Source organism: Polyangium fumosum, from assembly GCF_005144585.1.
Classification (GTDB): domain Bacteria; phylum Myxococcota_A; class Polyangia; order Polyangiales; family Polyangiaceae; genus Polyangium; species Polyangium fumosum.
Genome location: NZ_SSMQ01000068.1, coordinates 1 through 16,943, shown reverse-complemented (window position 1 = coordinate 16,943; position 16,943 = coordinate 1). Strand labels below are relative to the sequence as shown.

Annotated in this window: 14 protein-coding genes; 10 read left to right on the top strand and 4 right to left on the bottom strand. The window is 69.1% G+C overall.

Going from position 1 to position 16,943, the window contains the following annotated elements; translation table 11 throughout:
- Window positions 1–4 precede the first annotated feature (4 nt).
- Window positions 5–1,216 (bottom strand): hypothetical protein, encoded by a 1,212-nt coding sequence (locus E8A74_RS41180; protein ID WP_136934606.1) that lies wholly within the window; start codon window positions 1,214–1,216, stop codon window positions 5–7.
- 80 nt (window positions 1,217–1,296) lie between these two features.
- Here E8A74_RS41180 and E8A74_RS41175 point away from each other — a divergent pair, with 80 nt between their 5' ends.
- The 4 genes from E8A74_RS41175 (at window position 1,297) to E8A74_RS41160 (ending at window position 5,110) form a co-directional block, all read left to right on the top strand.
- Entirely contained in the window at window positions 1,297–1,497 is a 201-nt protein-coding gene (locus tag E8A74_RS41175) for a hypothetical protein (RefSeq protein ID WP_136934605.1), read from the top strand.
- A 125-nt stretch (window positions 1,498–1,622) separates the two neighbouring features.
- Window positions 1,623–2,774: an acyl-CoA dehydrogenase family protein gene (locus tag E8A74_RS41170; RefSeq protein ID WP_136934604.1), complete on the top strand. Its 1,152-nt coding sequence runs from the start codon at window positions 1,623–1,625 to the stop codon at window positions 2,772–2,774.
- A 5-nt stretch (window positions 2,775–2,779) separates the two neighbouring features.
- Entirely contained in the window at window positions 2,780–3,409 is a 630-nt protein-coding gene (locus E8A74_RS41165; protein WP_136934603.1) for a hypothetical protein, read from the top strand.
- Window positions 3,410–3,541: 132 nt separating this feature from the next.
- Window positions 3,542–5,110, top strand: coding sequence for a hypothetical protein (locus E8A74_RS41160; RefSeq protein WP_136934602.1), 1,569 nt, complete (start codon window positions 3,542–3,544; stop codon window positions 5,108–5,110).
- Here the strand turns inward: E8A74_RS41160 and E8A74_RS41155 are convergent.
- Complete coding sequence (locus E8A74_RS41155) at window positions 5,107–6,222, bottom strand: 1-aminocyclopropane-1-carboxylate deaminase/D-cysteine desulfhydrase (protein ID WP_136934601.1); 1,116 nt, start codon at window positions 6,220–6,222, stop codon at window positions 5,107–5,109. The two genes, E8A74_RS41160 and E8A74_RS41155, sit on opposite strands and share 4 nt — an antisense overlap.
- Window positions 6,223–6,339: 117 nt before the next feature.
- Between E8A74_RS41155 and serC the strand changes: the two genes are divergently transcribed.
- The 6 genes from serC (at window position 6,340) to E8A74_RS41125 (ending at window position 12,949) form a co-directional block, all read left to right on the top strand.
- Window positions 6,340–7,428, top strand: a complete 1,089-nt coding sequence (serC, locus tag E8A74_RS41150) for a 3-phosphoserine/phosphohydroxythreonine transaminase (RefSeq protein WP_136934600.1) — start codon at window positions 6,340–6,342, stop codon at window positions 7,426–7,428.
- Window positions 7,429–7,600: 172 nt separating this feature from the next.
- Window positions 7,601–9,052: a serine/threonine-protein kinase gene (locus E8A74_RS41145; protein ID WP_136934599.1), complete on the top strand. Its 1,452-nt coding sequence runs from the start codon at window positions 7,601–7,603 to the stop codon at window positions 9,050–9,052.
- A gap of 52 nt (window positions 9,053–9,104) precedes the next feature.
- Window positions 9,105–10,157, top strand: a complete 1,053-nt coding sequence (locus E8A74_RS41140; protein WP_136934598.1) for a tetratricopeptide repeat protein — start codon at window positions 9,105–9,107, stop codon at window positions 10,155–10,157.
- Window positions 10,158–10,244: 87 nt separating this feature from the next.
- Complete coding sequence (locus tag E8A74_RS56160) at window positions 10,245–10,898, top strand: helix-turn-helix domain-containing protein (RefSeq protein WP_136934597.1); 654 nt, start codon at window positions 10,245–10,247, stop codon at window positions 10,896–10,898.
- Between the two features lie 656 nt (window positions 10,899–11,554).
- Window positions 11,555–12,046, top strand: coding sequence for a KGG domain-containing protein (locus E8A74_RS55185; protein WP_232379972.1), 492 nt, complete (start codon window positions 11,555–11,557; stop codon window positions 12,044–12,046).
- Window positions 12,047–12,205: 159 nt separating this feature from the next.
- Complete coding sequence (locus E8A74_RS41125; protein WP_170229764.1) at window positions 12,206–12,949, top strand: MBL fold metallo-hydrolase; 744 nt, start codon at window positions 12,206–12,208, stop codon at window positions 12,947–12,949.
- On the opposite strand, the gene E8A74_RS41120 is transcribed toward E8A74_RS41125, so the two are convergent.
- Both E8A74_RS41120 and E8A74_RS41115 read right to left on the bottom strand, forming a co-directional pair.
- Entirely contained in the window at window positions 12,950–15,415 is a 2,466-nt protein-coding gene (locus tag E8A74_RS41120) for a M1 family aminopeptidase (protein ID WP_136934595.1), read from the bottom strand.
- Between the two features lie 31 nt (window positions 15,416–15,446).
- The gene (locus E8A74_RS41115) at window positions 15,447–16,382 is read right to left on the bottom strand and encodes a fatty acid desaturase family protein (protein WP_136934594.1); all 936 of its coding nucleotides are present in this window, start codon (window positions 16,380–16,382) and stop codon (window positions 15,447–15,449) included.
- Between the last annotated feature and the right edge of the window lie 561 nt (window positions 16,383–16,943).

Below are 16,943 nucleotides of genomic sequence, written 5' to 3'. Positions count from 1 at the left end.
CGGATCAGTCGACGGGCCAGAGCCCGACCGTGCCGCCGACCCAGGTGAGATCTTTGTTCTGATCGACGCCGAGCATCTTGCCGCGCGAGAGCCGCACGAGGTTCAGCACGAGCTGGGGCGCGGGCTCGTCGGGCGCGCGCAGGAACATCATCCGCACCTCGCCCTTCACACCCGAGCCGTCGGGCATCGGCAGCGCGGGCTCGTACTGGATCTTCTCCTGCAAGAGCCAGCCGTGCCGATCCGACGCCGGGATCGCCGCGATGTCTTCCTTCGTCGGATCCACCTTCACGCCCGCGCCCGCGAACGAGAAGAGCGGCTTCAGCACGTAGCGCTCGAGATCGTGCGGGATCTCCTCGAGCTCCGAGAGGTACCGCGCGCGGGGCACAGCCGGGTGATCGATGTACGGCAGCGTGTACTTCGACCACGTCCAGTACCAGTTCGGGTGCGAGCACCACGTGATGTCGAGCTCCTCGGTGTAGCGGAACGGGAGCTCGATCTTGCGCGCCTCGAGCTCGTCGAAGACCACGCGGTTGTAGATGCGGCGCACCTGCACGAGCTTGCCGTTCACCTTGCGGAAGAGCCTCCGCCCCTCGCGCACGAGCGCGGTCGGGCAGACGGCGTCGACGCCGACGAGCTCCTTCGTCGCGAGGAAGTCCGGGTAGGTCTTCTGGTTCGGCGGATCGATGTCGAGCAGCACGACGTTCGCCGGATCCTCGTCCGCGAGCACGGCCTTGCGCAGCCGCGCGACGAACGCGTCGCGATCGAGCCCGCCGAAGAAGATCGACCATTTTCGATCGAGCCCCGGCATCGTGCGCATCACGTCGGCCATGACCTCGCTCTGCAGCACCATGAGCGCGTAGAGCGAGGGGAAGGCCTGCAGCTCGACCACGCGCCCTTCGAGCTCTCCGCTCGGCCCGCGCACGATCGCGAAGTCGACCTGCACGCAGTTCGGCAAGGGGTCCATCCCCGGCGCGTCGAGGTGCGCGGGGATCGCGCGCTTCATCGTCTCGATCACGTTCGGCCGCGAGATCTGCTGCACGATCTCGGTCGCGGATTTCGCGAGATACGCGCGCAGCCCCTCGGGCAAGAAGAGCGGCGTCTCGGCCACGCGGAAGGGGATCTTCGAGCCGACCCTGCGCTCCAGGCGATCGAGGTAGTCCGCGTAGGTGTTGGGTCCGAAGGCTGCGTTGTAGGCGCGGCGAAAGGCGGGATCCATGCGCTCTCCTTGGTAGCACGAGCGGGGTGCGTCGCGGCAGGGGATGGATCCCGAGGCGCGTCGGGTGCTAACGTCTCCCCGTGCTCACCCGACGATCCATCACGGCCCTCGGGGTCGTGATCCTTTCGCTCTCGGCGACGGCGTGTTCGTCCCTGACGCGGCCCGACGAGATCACCATCAAGGCTGAACCCGCGGCGGCTCCCGCGCCCCCGCCTGCTCCGGCGGCGCCTGCCAGGCAGCCCGCCGCTGCGCCGGCCCCTGCGCCTGGTGGAGGTGGTTGAGGCGGTTGACAAGGCCCCGGTCCGGAGCCTGAAATTCCCTGCCTCGACCCCCGCCCTCCGCCCCGCGACATTCCGCATGCGCTAGGCACGAGTTCGCTCGTGTCGACCGGAACGGACGGTACCCCGTGACATCCCTGCCCTCGCTCCACGAGACCCCTGAGCACGCCCGGCTGCGGGACGAGATCCGCCGCTTCGCGAGCCGCGAGATCGCGCCCTTCGCCCATGCCTGGGAGGAGGCAAACGAGTTCCCCCGCGAACTCTACGAGAAGGCCAGCCGCGCCGGCTTGCTCGGCATCGGGTATCCCGAGGCCTACGGCGGATCCGGCGGGGATCTCTCGCACGCGATCGCCGCGACCGAGGAGATGATCACCGCCGGCACGTCCGTGGGCACCGCCGTCGGCCTGGGCAGCCACGCGATCGCGCTCCCGCCGATCCTGAACTTCGGCACCGACGCGCAGAAGCAGCGGTTCCTCCCGCCCGTGCTCGCGGGCGAGAAGATCGCGGCGCTCGCGATCACCGAGCCCGGCGGCGGCAGCGACGTCGCCTCGCTCGCGACGCGCGCGATCAAGGACGGCGATCATTACGTCGTCACGGGCGCCAAGACGTTCATCACCTCGGGGTGCCGCGCCGACTTCGTGACGACCGCCGTGCGCACGGGCGGCGAAGGGCACGGCGGGATCTCGCTGCTCGTGATCGAGCGCGGGATGCCCGGTTTTTCCGTGGGCAAGAAGCTCGCGAAGATGGGCTGGTGGGCCTCGGACACGGCCGAGCTCGTCTTCGACGGCTGCCGCGTTCCGCGGGACAACCTCATCGGCGAGGAGAACGCCGGGTTCATCCCGATCATGACGAACTTCGCCGTCGAGCGCCTGCTCCTCGCCGGCAACTGCGTGGCGATCGCCTCGCTCGCGTACGACGAGGCCGTGCGCTACGCGCGCGAGCGGCGCGCCTTCGGCAAGCCGATCATGGGCTTTCAGGTGCTTCGCCACAAGCTCGCGAACATGGCGACGCGGATCGCGGCGGCGCGCGCCCTCATGAACGACGTCGTCGCGCGCTACCTGCGCGGCGACATGGTCACGGGGCTCGCCGCGATGGCGAAGAACACCGCGACGGACGCTTGCTCGTTCGTCTGCGACGAGGCCGTGCAGATCTTCGGCGGCCACGGCTACATGCGCGAGACGCTCGTCGAGCGCCTCTACCGCGACGCGCGGCTCTACCCGATCGGCGGCGGCACGCGCGAGATCATGAACGAGATCATCTGCAAGACGGAGGGCTACTAGCCACCATGGCAACGCGAAACCGACTCCTCGCTGCTCTGCTCGCGCCTGTCGCGATCCTCGCCCTCTCGGCCTGTGAGAAGACGCCCGAGCCTCCCCCGAGCGGCGCGCCGGACAAGGCGCGCCCCGCCCCCGCGGCGCCCGCGGGCAGCGCGAGCCCGGGCGCAGCCGCGCCGCAGCGGAAAGGCCCGACCGACGTCGCGTACGACGTCCCCGAGGGCTGGCAGAAGGCCGAGAACCCGAGCCCGATGCGCAAGGCGACCTTCAAGATCCCGCGGGCCGAGGGAGACTCCGAGGACGCCGAGATGAGCGTCTCGCAGGCCGGCGGCACGATCGATCAGAACGTGCAGCGCTGGTCGGGTCAGTTCGAGCGCGGAAAGGACGACACGACCACGCGACAGGATCGCAAGGTCGGGGAGCTCTCCGTGACGGTCGTCGAGATCCACGGCACGTTCTCGGGCGGCATGGGCATGCCGGGCGCTGCGCCGGCCGGGCCGAAGCCGAGCTGGGCGCTGCTCGGCGCGATCGTGGAGACCGATGGAGCGCTGACCTTCTTCAAGCTCACGGGCCCCGAGAAGACCGTCACCGCTGCGAAGCCCGCGTTCGAGAAGTTCGTCGAGAGCCTGCGCGCCAAATAGCCCTCGACGTAGCCCTCGCCGCGTTACACTGCTTTGTGCCGCGCCCCCGGAATCCCGGCTGCGGCGCTCTTCCCTCGCACGTACGTTTCCTTCTTCAGCCATCACGCCCCAGCCCGGGGCGGGAGGAGTCCCATGCGTCGCCGTCGCCGCTCCTTGAAACCGCTTTTTTATGTGCTCGCGGGCCTCACCACCGGCGCTGCCATCGCCGCCGGCTGCGCGGCTACGTCCCCCGGCAACAAGTTCGAGCCCGGTGAAGGCGGGTCCGGCGGAGAAACCCATGGCGGCGGCGGCGGCAGCATGCCCACGTCGTCCTCGAGCGGGATGGGCGGCGAAGGCGGGATCTTCATCCCGAACGACGACGGCGGAACGGACGCGCCGATCGACGTCCCGATGAACCCCTGCGGCACGCAATGCGGCCCCACGGAGCTCTGCGACCCCGACCACCTCGGCACCGACGACGACTGCGACGGCGAGACGGACGAGGATTGCCCCTGCGCCGCGGGCCAGGCGCATCCCTGCTTCAAGGGCGATCCGTCCTACCGCGGCACGCCCGGCTGCTTCGACGGCACCATGAAGTGCAGCGAGAACGGCTACTGGTCGTCCTGCAACGGGGGTGTCCACGCGACCGACCTGTGCTTCCTGAACGACACGAGCGCGTGCCACCCGATGACGACGGCGCCGTTCGTCGACGTGAACCTCAAGGACGGCACGGGGAACTTCAGCGCCGACGCGCTCCCGGGCTCCGAGACGTGGACCGTCACCTGCCCCGACGGCGTGAACCCCTGCCCCGGCGTGAACGGCTCGGCCCCCGCGGACGACTTCAAGCCGCTCCAGTCGGGCGAGTACACCGTGACGTACACGAAGGGCGTGGCCGGCGGCGGCACCGCGACGTGCACGTATCCGCTCTTCGTCGGCGCGCCGGGCTTGCGCGTCGAGCTCGAGTGGGAGCACGACCTCGGCGGCGACGGCGTCGACCTCGATCTGCACCTGCACCAGCCGAACAACACGCAGCCCTGGGCCATCTCGGGCGAGCCGCAGGACTGTACGTGGTCGAACTGCGTCTTCTCCTACTTCGACGACAACTCGTCCGACGCGCCGTCCTGGTTCCCGGCGAACGGGAACCCGCCGGACCCCGTGTCCTGGTACCTCGACCCGGTCTTCGAGAAAAACACCTGCTACTTCGCGCCGCGCGGCGTGGGCCAGAAATGGCAGTCCCTCGGCATGGGTTGCCACAACCCGCGGCTCGACCTCGACAACATCGACTGCGATCCGACTCTCACGGACCCGAACGCCTCCAAGTTCTGCGCGCCGGAGAACGCGAACGTCGACTTCCCCCCGAAGAACCAGTGGTTCCGCGTCGGCGTGCACTACTACAGCAATGACGCCAAGACCTACGACGTCCACCCGACGGTCAAGATCTTCTGCGACGGCGCGCTCTCGGCAGAGCTCGGGCCGAAGGGCTACTACGATCCCGAGTCGCCGATCACGTTCACCCCGGTCGACGGCGCGAAGCTGCCCGGCGGCAACCGCTTCTGGCTGGTCGCGGACGTGGCCTTCCGCGAGTCCAACCAGTGCGGCGCGCGCGGCTGCGTGGTCAAGCCGCTCTACTCGGACGAGGCCGGCAAGACTCCGCTCTTCACCTACGACGAGATCGCCGAGCAGAGCTTCGGCCCCGCCGTCCCGCCCCCGGTCTCGCCCTAGATCGGGACGTCCCCTTCGAACACCCGATGAAAGGCCGGAGGCAACACCTCCGGCCCGATCGAAGGCTCCGGCCACGTGGCCGAGAGCGTATTCCAAAGCAGAATCGTCTTGCCCGGATGGGCCACGCACGCGCGGCGCAGGCCCACGAGCGCCTTGCCGCTGTACGTGATCTCGCCCGGCACGCCGAGGAGCCGCGTCACCTCGGGCGCGGCCTCGATCGCCTCGGGCGTCGGATGCCCGTAGCCGCGCCCCGCGACGCCGTGATCGACCTCGAAGCGCGGCGGCGGCAGGTTCCGCCGCAGCACGCGTGATCCCGCGTGACGCGCGAGCTTCTGCGCCGTGGCCTCGACGAGGAGCCGGAGCGTCACGCGGTTGCAGGCGAAGCGCTCGGTGATCCGCGCGGCGATCACCGTCGTCGGCCAGCCGAGCAGCATCATGCCGAGCGAGAGCGCCGCCACCGTACCGCCGCTCCCTGCGGGCAGGACGATCAGATCCGGCCGTGGCATCTCGCCCCGCGCGACCTGATCGGCGAGCTCGAACGCGGCCCCGACGTAGCCGAGGTTCGCCATCGGCCCCGACGCGCCGGGCGGCACGAAGTACGCCTTGCGCGCCCTCGCGAGCTCGCGCGCCGTGACGATCGCCGTCCGGGCGTAGCCGCCGCCGTGGATCAGGCGCCCGCCGGCGGAAGCTTGCACCAGCAACGAACGGCGCGCGAACGAGGTGATGGGCTGGTCGAAGAGCACGCTCGTCACGTCGAAGCCGAGCGCGCGGCCGAACAGGATCGTCGCAGTCACCTGCGTCGAGGCGAGGCCGCCCACGGTGACGATCTCGCGCGCGCCGCGCTCCTTCGCGTCGGCCAGGATGTGCTCGAAGCGCCGGACCTTGTTGCCACCGAAGAGCGACGACACGAGGTCGTCGCGCTTCATCCAGACGTCGTCGCGCCCGAGATAGTCGGCGATCGCCGTGCAGCGCTCGACCGGCGTGGGTGCGGCTGCGAGCGGCAGCCAGGGCACCACGCGGGCGAGGGCTGGGTACTCGGCGAAGAGGCGCGGCTCGCGGGGGCCCTCCGCGAGCGCGCCCGGGGTCGTCCTGGCTGCCGCGTCGTTCTTCATCGCCGGTGCGAGTAGAGCACCACGCGCGCGGCTCCGCCAGGAGGCGCCCTCGTGCTATACGGTCGCGCCACGAGGCGCGCTGCCGTTCGCGCCCGCATCGCAGAGGAGACCCGACCGATGGCTCGCGTGCACAACTTCAACGCCGGACCTGCCGCGCTCCCCCTCGCCGCGCTCGAGCGTGCCCAGCGCGAGCTGCTCGATTTCGAGGGCACGGGCATGTCGATCATCGAGCACAGCCACCGGGGCAAGGCGTTCGAGGGCGTGCACGACGAGGCCCTCTCGCTCTTCCGCGAGCTGCTCGCGATCCCCGACGACTACCACGTACTCTTCCTCCAGGGCGGCGCGAGCCACCAGTTCGCGATGGTCCCGCTGAACCTCCTGCCTCCCGGGAAAAGCGCCGATTACGTCCTCACGGGCGGCTGGTCCGAGAAGGCGTACGAAGAGGCGGGGCGGATCGGCACGGTCCGCGTGGCTGCGACGACGGCCGAGGGCAAGCGGTACACCCGGATCCCGCGGCAGAACGAGCTCTCGCTCGATCCGAGCGCGGCGTACGTGCACATCACCACGAACAACACGCTCTTCGGCACGCAGTGGCACGACGTCCCGGTCGCGGGCGACGTCCCCCTCGTCGCGGACATGTCGAGCGATTTCCTCTGGCGCCCCATCGACGTCCGCCGGTACGCGCTGATTTACGCCGGCGCGCAGAAGAACATCGGCCCCTCGGGCGTCACGGTCGTCGTCGCGCGCAAAGATCTCGTCGAGAACAGCCGCAAGGACATCCCCAAGATCTTCCAGTACCGGACACACGCCGAGAACAACTCGCTCTACAACACGCCGCCGACGTTCGCGATTTACCTCATGCGAAATGTCCTCGCGGTCGCCAAGGAGCTCGGTGGTTTGCCCGAGATCGAGCGGAAAAACAGGGCGAAGGCGGGCTTGCTCTACGGCACGCTCGACGAGCTCTCCGGGTTTTACCGCGCGCCGGTCGAGCGCGAGAGCCGCAGCGTGATGAACGTCGTCTTCCGCCTCCCCACCGAGGAGCTCGAGAAGCGGTTCGTCGCCGAGGCCGCGAAACAAGGTATGGTCGGGCTCGCCGGCCATCGCGTCACCGGCGGCATCCGGGTCTCGCTCTACAACGCCGTGGAGCTCGCGTCTGTCGAGGCGCTCGTTCGCTTCATGAAGGATTTCGCGAAGCAATCGGGTTGACGGTGAAGTAGCTCGCAGAAAGGCCCCATTCCGCGGCCATGGCTCTAAGTCACGCGTGTGAATGCACGGGCTCGTGACGGTCACATGACGGCCCCACGCACGCCGCATCGTAACTTTCCTGCGCGCACGATCCTTCCACGCTCGGTACGACTTGGAGTAAGCTGGGACGAGCATGAGTAGCTTGGGCCCCGGAGCCGTGATTGCCGGGAAATATCGCCTGATCGGCCTCCTCGGAAAAGGAGCGATGGGCGAAGTGTGGCGCGCGGAGCACGTGACGCTCGGCGCGCCCGTCGCCATCAAGCTCATCGACGTCGATCTCCTCGGATCGAACGGTGCGAACGAGAACAGCGAGATCGTCCAGCGCTTCTTCCGCGAGGCGAAGGCCGCTGCCGCGCTGCGCACGCCGCACGTCGTGCAGATCCAGGATCACGGCTACGACGGAGCCCTTCCCTACATCGCGATGGAGATGCTCGAGGGCGAGACGCTCGAGCAGCGCATCGAGCGCGTGCGGGTGCTCCCGCCGCTGGTGACCACCACGATCATCACGCACATCGCGCGCGCCGTGGGCAAGGCGCACGAGGCCGGCATCGTCCACCGCGATCTCAAGCCGAGCAACGTCTTCCTCGTGCGCAACGACGAGGACGAGATCGCGAAGGTCCTCGACTTCGGCATCGCGAAGGCCATCGGCGGCGGCGTGCTCGGCAGCCAGGGCGGCGTCTCCACGCGCACCGGCTCGGTCGTCGGCACGCCTTGCTACATGAGCCCGGAGCAAGCGCTCGGGAACAAGACGATCGATCAACGCGCCGATCTCTGGGCGCTCGGCGTCATCGCCTACGAGTGCGTGACCGGCATCCGCCCCTTCGACAGCGAGGCCCTCGGCGATCTCATCGTGCAGATCTGCGCGCGCCCCTTGCCCGTGCCCTCCGCCGTCGCGCCCGTCCCCGATGGCTTCGACCATTGGTTCGCCAAGGCCTGCTCGCGCGAGCCGAACGAGCGCTTCCAGACCGCGAAGGAGCTCGCCGAGTCGCTGCGCTGGATCCTCTGCCCGGATCAATCGGGCGTCTGGAAGCTCAGCCAGACGCATCCCTCGCTGCCGAACATCGTGATGCCGCATGCGCGCGTCTCGGCCCCGGGCCCCGAGCCGTCGGCGTTCGCCAAAACGAGCACGCCCGATCCGACGACGATGACCCACCGCGGGCTCGTCTCGGCCGTCGCGCCGGCCCAGCCCGCGCAAAAGAAGACGCGCCCCGCCGTGATCGTGGGTGCGATCGCGGCCCTCGTGATCGGCGCTGCGACCGTGGGCGTGCTCCTCTCGACGAAAGGCCCGTTCGCGACGACGGACGCGACAGACCCGTCGGCCTCGCCGCCCTCCGCGTCCCCCGCGGCGCCTCCGCCAGCGGAGTCGGTCGCCGCGCCGACGACGGCTTCGGCGGCCCCTGAGCCTGCACCTTTGCCGTCACCTTCGTCTGCCGTGTCGCCCACGAGCGAGCCTGCCGCGGCGACCCCGAGCACCGCGCCGACGCCCAGCGCGGCGCCGTCGACGACCACGCGGTACCCGATCAACAAGGGCGGGACGACGACCAAGAAGTCCGGTACGACCAAGAAGCCCAACTGGGGGATCTGACGGCGACGGGCACTTCCGTTCGCGGACGGATCGAAGGAGCGTGAGGGAAACGATGCGGTTGTCGAAGTGGATCGGCTCGCTGCTCGTAGGCGCAGCTCTCTGCGCCTCGCCGGCGTGGGCGCAGCCGATCGACGATCAAGTGCGTATCGCCGCCCGCGCGCTCGCGGACGAGGGCTACGCCCTCTACGAGCAGGGCAAATACGCCGACGCGCTCGTGAAGTTCGACCGCGCCGACGCGCTCGTCAACGCGCCCACCGTAAAACTCCTCGCGGCGCGCACGCTGGAGAAGCTCGGCCGCCTCGTCGAGGCCGCGGAGCGGTACCGCTCGATCACGATCCTGCAGCTCGACGACAAGGCGCCCGAGGCCTTCCGCGACGCGCAGGAGACGGCCACCAAGGAGCTCGCCGCGCTCTCGCCGCGCATCCCCACGATCGAGCTCACCGTGCAGGGCGCCGGCGCAGAGATCGCGACCGTCATGCTCGACGGCAAGGTATTTCCGCGCGCGCTCATCGGCGTGAAGACGCCGCTGAACCCCGGCGTGCACCGCGTCGAGGCCGACACGCCGGCGTCCGCGGCCGCCCTCGACCTCAAGATCGACGAGAAGCAGGCCGCCCGCGCCGTGCTGGAGCTCAAGCCGAAGAGCGGCACCGAGCCCGTCGGCGGCGACCTCGTCACGCCCCCCGGCGGGAGCCCCGACACGCCGCCCAAGCCCCCCGGCGCCACGCAGCGGCTCCTCGGCTACATCAGCCTCGGCGTCGGCGGCGCGGCCGCGATCGGCGGCGGCGGCGCGCTGATCAGCGCCTACACCACGCGCAGCGAAATGAAAGCGTTCTGCGAGCGTGAGGTGAACGGCGACAACCCCTGCACGAACAAGAGCGAGACCGACGACACCCCCGAGTCGCCTGTCAGATACAAGAACTACCGCGACAGCATCGACACGAAGGCGGCGATCTCGACCGCCCTGTTCGTCGTGGGCGGCGTCGGCCTCACGGCAGGGGTCGTCCTCCTCTTGACGGCGCCCAAGGCCAAGCCCGCCTCGCCCACGAAGGCGAGCATCGAGCCCTTGATCGGCCTCGGCAGCGTCGGCCTGCGCGGCACCTTCTGACCTCGCCCGCCGGCCTCGCCGGGGCCCCGCTCGGCCGCCTGCACAAAGAGTGAGAACGGGCGGGGGCTGGGCACATGTTCACCATCGATGGGACGAGCGAACCCGCCGATGGGATTGACCCCCGACGAACGTTTGGTGCTCGAAACGCGCGCCCGGGCCCCGACCGAGAAGGACACGCACGAACACACGCAGGCGGTGCGTGCGAAGATCGTGCTCGCTTGCGCCGCGGGCCATGACGTCGCGTACGTCGCGACGCACGTCGGCGTCGGGCGGCGGGTCGTCACGCGCTGGCGCGACAGGTTCGTCCGCGACCGGCTCCCGGGCCTGGAAGACCGCCCCCGGCGCGGCGCCCCCCGACGCATCTCGGACGCACGTGTCGACGAGCTCCTCCGCCGCGCGCTCGAACCTACGCCCGAGGGCGCTCGCGGCTGGTCCCGACGCACCCTCGCCAGGGCCACCGGGCTCAGCCGCTCCACCGTCGACCGCGTCCTGCGCCGTTTCTGCGTCGCCGTGGGCCCCCAAGGCCCACGCCGCCCGCCCGCGCGTACCGGGTACCCGCGGAGCGCCGGGGGGCCTGCGCCTCCTCCCGGGACCGACATCGGCGCCCCCGGGTCCACATCTTCGCGCCGCCGACGGAGCGATTCCAGCCGCGAGGGGCAGTCCTCGACGGCCGACGGCGCCCCGCGGACATCCACACCCTCGCTTTGGCCCACAAAGCTTCGCCTTCGCCCGCTCGTGTAGGTAAGGCCCTCGCCTTACGTGGGATCGCCGAAAAACCCGGCCTCTCTGGCGCAATGCAGGAGGGGTTTGGCGTAACGCACTTGATCTGTTGCGAAAAACCCCACGGTCGAGGGCGGCCGCTTCCCTCGTGCTTTTGCAAGCCGATGGGCGGGCTCGTGCATCGAAGATTGCCGTCGCGCCCGCTCGATTCCGAGGAGCGTCCATCGTGGCGAAGCCGCGTGGTCTCTTCTTTGATTGGCGAGCGTATGCGCCGGAGGGGTGTGCACCTCCTTGCCCGCACGCCATCGCGCGCTCGCTCGGGCAAGGACGGGACAGACCTTTCCATGAGGCGCCGTGTTCGTCCGCTCGCCGAAAGCGAGCGAGCGATCGCGCGCTTTGCAGCATCGAGAATGAGGCTCTGCCAAACCCGATGAAGTCGTCTGTCCGGCCCGATTCTCCCATGCTCGAGCGCCCCCGTTCGTCGGGGCAAAACACGAGCATGCGAACGGTTCGGGCCGGCGTGCACGAGATCGCTCGCTCCGCGACCATTTCTCACGGCATCAGGAACACGCGCTACCGAGCGCAGCTTGACGTCATTTCGCGCGGCCCAACAGCAATCCGCGAAGCAACACGGCGCCCGGCTGGAGCATCGAGCGGGGCGTCACAAGGAGGGGCACATGATCGAGAAGGACCAGCACGAGACCGCGAGGAACAGCGGCGAGGCCGAGGACATGCAGCAGGCGGAGACGTCGCAGGTTCGCGCGGCAGAAGCCGCCGAGCAGGCGGAGGAGCACGAGGGGCCGGTCTCTTCGAGCGACCTCGGGCCGGCGACCGATCGCAAGCCCGCCTCACAGCGAGGCTTCGCGGCCATGGAGCGCGACAAGCAGCGCGCCATCGCGAGCAAGGGTGGCAAAGCCGCGCACGAAAAGGGCACGGCCCACGAATTCACGCCCGACGAGGCGCGCCAGGCGGGCAAGAAGGGCGGCGAGGTCGTCAGCCAGAACCGCAAGCACATGGCCGAGATCGGCCGCAAGGGCGGCGAACGCGTGAGCCAGGACCGCGAGCACATGGCGCAGATCGGCCGCAAGGGCGGCGAGGCCGTGTCGAGCGATCGGGCCCACATGGCGCAGATTGGGCGCAAGGGTGGTGAGGCGCGCGGCACCCATTGACCGCAATCGCTCGCGGGGGAGCGGCGCCCGTCGCTCCCCTCGCGCGAGACGGGTAGAGGCCGCTGGCTCGGCTCGCCGTGATGGGGCACCATCGGGGCGCGCCATGGCCATGTCTCAGCCCGGAAACCAAGGAACGACGCCGCACGACGGGAGGCTGTCGTGAGCTCGCTCGTCGTGCGTGTCGTCGGCGTGGGGGATGCTTTCACCACGCGTCATTTCAATGCAAGCTTCCTCGTCGAGGCCGGCGCGACGCGGATCCTCGTCGACGCGCCGCCCGCGCTCGGGCGGGCGCTCGGCGATCTCGGCGCGCGCGGGGGCCCTCCGATCGGGCTCGCCGACATCGATCACGTGGTCATCACGCACCTGCACGGCGATCACGTGGGGGGGCTCGAGCAGCTCCTCTTTTTTCGGCGGTTCGTCACGGGGAAACGCGTCGCGCTGCACGCGGCGCCCGAGGTGCTCGCGGGGCTCTGGGAGACGCGTCTCCGGGGCGGAATGGATACCCTCATGTCGCCCGACGGAACCCGCACGTCGCTCACCCTGGACGATTACGCGGACGTGTCGCCGCTCGGCGCCGGGACGAACTCCATCGGGGATCTCGACCTCGAATGGCGGCCGACGATCCACCACATTCCCACGTCGGCGCTTCGATTTTCCGCGGGCGGGGCTCGCTTCGGGTACAGCGCCGACACTGCGTTTGATCCCACGCTGATCGACTGGCTCGCCGAGGCGGACCTCTTTTTCCACGAGACGAACCTCGGCGTCCACACGCCGCTCGCCTCGCTCGTGGGGCTGCCGGAGGACGTGAAGCGCCGCATGCGGCTCATTCATTACCCGGATTTTCACGATCCGGAACACTCGCCCATCGTGTGCACGCACGAGGGCGAGCGTTTCGAGATCTGATCAGAAGCACGCGTCCGGCGTTTTCAGGAGCGCCCGCGCCGGCTCCGAGAGCGGCGCATCCGCAAGATCGCCGAGGAACGCGGTCGTCGCGGCCGGATCGTCGGCGAGCATCCGCACCCCGATGCAGATCGCCCGCGCGTGCACCGGCCGCGTCGCTTCGTCGTGCAGGAGGTCGCGCAGCACGACCACGAAGTCGCTGATGCCCGTGGCCGTGTTGAAGACCGCCCACGAGGCCCCGTTCATCGCCGACGACAAGGTCTCCGCGGTCCGCGTCGCGCGGAGCAGGTCGAGGTAAAACGTCACCCACGAGGCCGAGGTCACGTCGCGCGCGCGCCGCGCCAGGTGATCGAGGGCGATGCGACGCGCCCGGAGCGAGGGCGCCTTCGTGGCCACCACGCCGAACGTGGCGAGCTCGTGATCGTCTTGGAGCCGCAACGACGCGAGGTACTGGAGCCGCGTGAAGGCTACGTCCGCGGCCGGGAGGCCCGCTTCGAGCTTCACCCATTCCGCGCTGAAGAGCTCATCCACCGGCACGACGTCGCTGCACGCGCCGAGCCCCGTGCCGATCCACCCGAGCCCGAACGAGGGCGGGCCCGCTTCGACGAGCGGCGCGAGGGCCACCGCCCAGGCCTCTCGCTCCGCTGGATCCTCCGTGCTCGCCGCGAGCCCGCAGCCGAGCTGCAATGCGAGCGCCTTCGCCCCGTCCGCGTCGAGTTCGCCGAGGAGCCCCGTGATCTCGGCGGGCGTGATCATCGCCGCGCCCGACGCGCCAGCCACGCGGAGCGCATTCATCTGCGCCGCCCCGCCGAGCCCCGCGAGCACGGTTTTTCCGTTCGCCGAGAGCGGCACGCGCGCCGAGAGCCATGCGGCCGTGTTCACATCATCCCCCGTGACCTCGAAATCCGGGTGCACGTCGTCCGGATCCACGACGAGCAAGACGTCCGTCGCCGCGGCCGGAATCACGGCCCGCGCGCCGCCGAGCAGCGAGACTTCCTCGGCCGATCCCTCCGCGCCATACCAGCGCACCACGAGCGGCGCGACGAGCGCCCCGTCGGGATCGTCGAGCCCGATCGCGAAGGCGGCGTTGGGCTCCGCTTGAAGCTCGATCCGCGGCATCGCTCTCGCGTCGATCGCGCGCCGCACCCGTGCCGTCGCCTCGGGCCCGAGCGCCTCGGCAAATGCGTCGACGAACGCGTCGGTCCCGATCGTGCCGAACCTGTGCGCGTCGAGGACCTTTCGCAGCGTCTCGAAATACACCTCGTCCCCCGCCAACCCCCGGATCTGCGCGTGCAGCCAGGCCGCGCGGCCGTAGGGGCCCGACGTGTATTTGTCGGCCGGCGCGAGGGAGGGATCGCGGATGGGCACCCCGTCCTCGGGGTAGAATTGATCCCCGTGCAGCGACCCCTCCGCGCTCGCGTCCGTGAACGCGCGCCCGGCCTCGTATTCGAGCTGGTTCGCCATTCCCTCCTTGATCCAGACGTCGTCCCAGGTCTCGATCGTGACGAGGTCGCCGAACCATTGATGCGCGAGTTCGTGCGCGGCGAGGTAAAAATCACCGGCGATCGCGGGCTCCGTGCTGATCGTCTCGCGCTGGAACGAGATGCCCGCGTTCTCCATGCCTCCGCCGGGGAACGAGGGCACGAGCACGAGGGCGTATCGCTCGAACGGATAGGGCCCGACGAGCGGCTCGAGCCGATCGATCATGCCAGCGAGCGCCTTCGCCATGTCGGCGTGGCTGCCGGGGAGCCCGCGGCGGTGCCAGACCTCGACGGGCAAGCCGGTCTTCGTCTGGGACTTGGCCACCTCGAACTGGCTCACGGCGAACGCCATTTGATAGGTCGGCAGCGTCCAGGAGGTCTCGTATTTCACGCGGTGCGCGCCCGTCCCCTCCTCGGCATCGAGCACGAGCCGGCCATTGGCGATGAGCTGCTCTTGGGCCGGGACCTTCAAGGCGACGGAGAACGTCGCGCGGTCGCTCGGATCGTTCGTGCAGGGCATCCACCACGACGTGCCGAGCGGCTCGGAGTCCGTGAAGACGGCTCGGCCGACGACGGGATCCCCGAGCCGCGTGGAGATGGCATACAGGTTGTCGCTCGTGCCGGCCTCGTAATCGATCTCGATCTCGACCGTTCGTCCCTTGCTGGCGCTGGGCGCGTCCTCCAGCGAGATGGCGAGCACGCCGCTCTGCGCGTCGACCTCGTAATCGAGATCCTCCACGCCGGCGATACGAACGGCCTTCACGGCGACGCGGCTGTCGAGGGCGATCGCAGGCGTATCCTCCGTGAGCGTGAGCGTCACGGAGACGGTCGCGTCGAGCTTGCGCGTATTCCAATCGAACACGCCGTCGAGCTCGTATCGATCGACGTCATAACCGCGCGTGGCCTCCTCGAGCGGGGAGCTACCGCAGCCAATGGTCAGGAACGGGATCGTGAGGGCGGGAAGAAAAGCGAGGCAAAGAGGGCGCATGTCGCCATGCTACCCGGGCGGGCTCGGGACGCTACATGGCGATCGCGCCGAGGTCGTGTCGGACCTCGCGCGGCGGCGGGATCCACTCCTCGTCGGGGCCCTCGGCCGGAATCTCGACGGGCCTCCCATCGTACATGCGGCGCTTGGCGGGCCAGAGGAAGGTGCGGAAGAGATACCCGAGCATCGAGGGCTGATCGAGCTCCGGGTGGATGAACGGCGCGACCCGCTTCGCGTGCTCCGCGGGCAAGAGGCTCCAGTGCAGGCCCGGCTCCATGTGGTGGATCGTGTGGTAGCCGTTGTTGTAGGCCATGAAATTGACGAACTTGCCGAGGAAATTCCGCGAATGGTTGTATTCGCTCTCCTGATCACATCCGTCGTGCTGGAGGTAATTCATCGAGATGATGCCCCAGGCCGCATACTGGTGCGGGATGATCACGTAGATCAGGAATTTCTTCCAATCGAGCGCGAGGAGGACGCCCATCGTGCCGAGGAAGACCGTCGCTTCGAGGATCATCTGCCGGAACCAAGGCGGGTTCTGGCGGTACATCGCCTTGAAGTACCGCATGTCGGCGAGGAAGACGTCCCTGCCCACGGTCGGCATGAAGAGCAGGCCGTTCAGCAGGTTCCAGCGATACCGCACCTTCGTCGTGCGCATCACGTCGCGCCGCGTCTGCGTGTGCTTGTGGTGGCTCAGGTTGTGGCCCGGCACGAAGGCGCTGACGGGATGGCCGTAGGTCAACGTGAGCACGACCTGGAAGGCGCGGTTCACCCAGCGCTTCTTGAACACGGGGGAATGTACGGTGTTGTGCGTGGCCACGGCGCCGAGGAACGAGAACACACACGTCACCGCGAGCAGCGGGATCGCGAGCCAGAGCGCGCTCGGCGCGTAGACCCACTGCACGGCGACCAGCGCGAAGTAGATCGCCACGAAGCACAACGTTCGGAGGTCCGCTCGGTAACGAAGCATGAAAAGTCACCCGGCGGGCAGCCCAGCCCACGTGTCGAAAGTTCGACACTGTGTAGCGCATTTTGGACCGTCCAGGGCGTCGAAAATGCGGGCAGGCCCGCACGAGTCCCCTCTTTCGGGCGCAGCGCCGGGGTTTCACCCCGGACCCGACCAGGGGCTGAGCATTGGTCTCATCATGAAGTCGCTTCGCTGGGGCTTTGCCCCAGGCCCCAGCAGGGGCTGTCCGCCCCTGCACCTGGACCAGCCAGGGGCTGGACCCAAGCTCGATGATCTGCGCGGGGCGCAGCTCATCGAACAGGCCCGGTCAAGACCAGTAGCGACGTTGCCCACCGAGACAGCCGCGCTGCGGGTTCTGCTGGCAACCTGGGTTCTTCGTAGGCCCGTTTGAAAAACTGCGCGGGGCGCAGTTTTTCAACCCTCGGTCCAGGCTGTGCCCTGAGCATTGGTTCCATCTCCGATCGGTACATTCCCCCCCTCTGACGACATTTAGCGAGGGAGATGTTGGATGCAGAGGTGGCCTCGTCGGCGGAAGCGTGGGCACAGGAGGAGTTCGGGCATGCG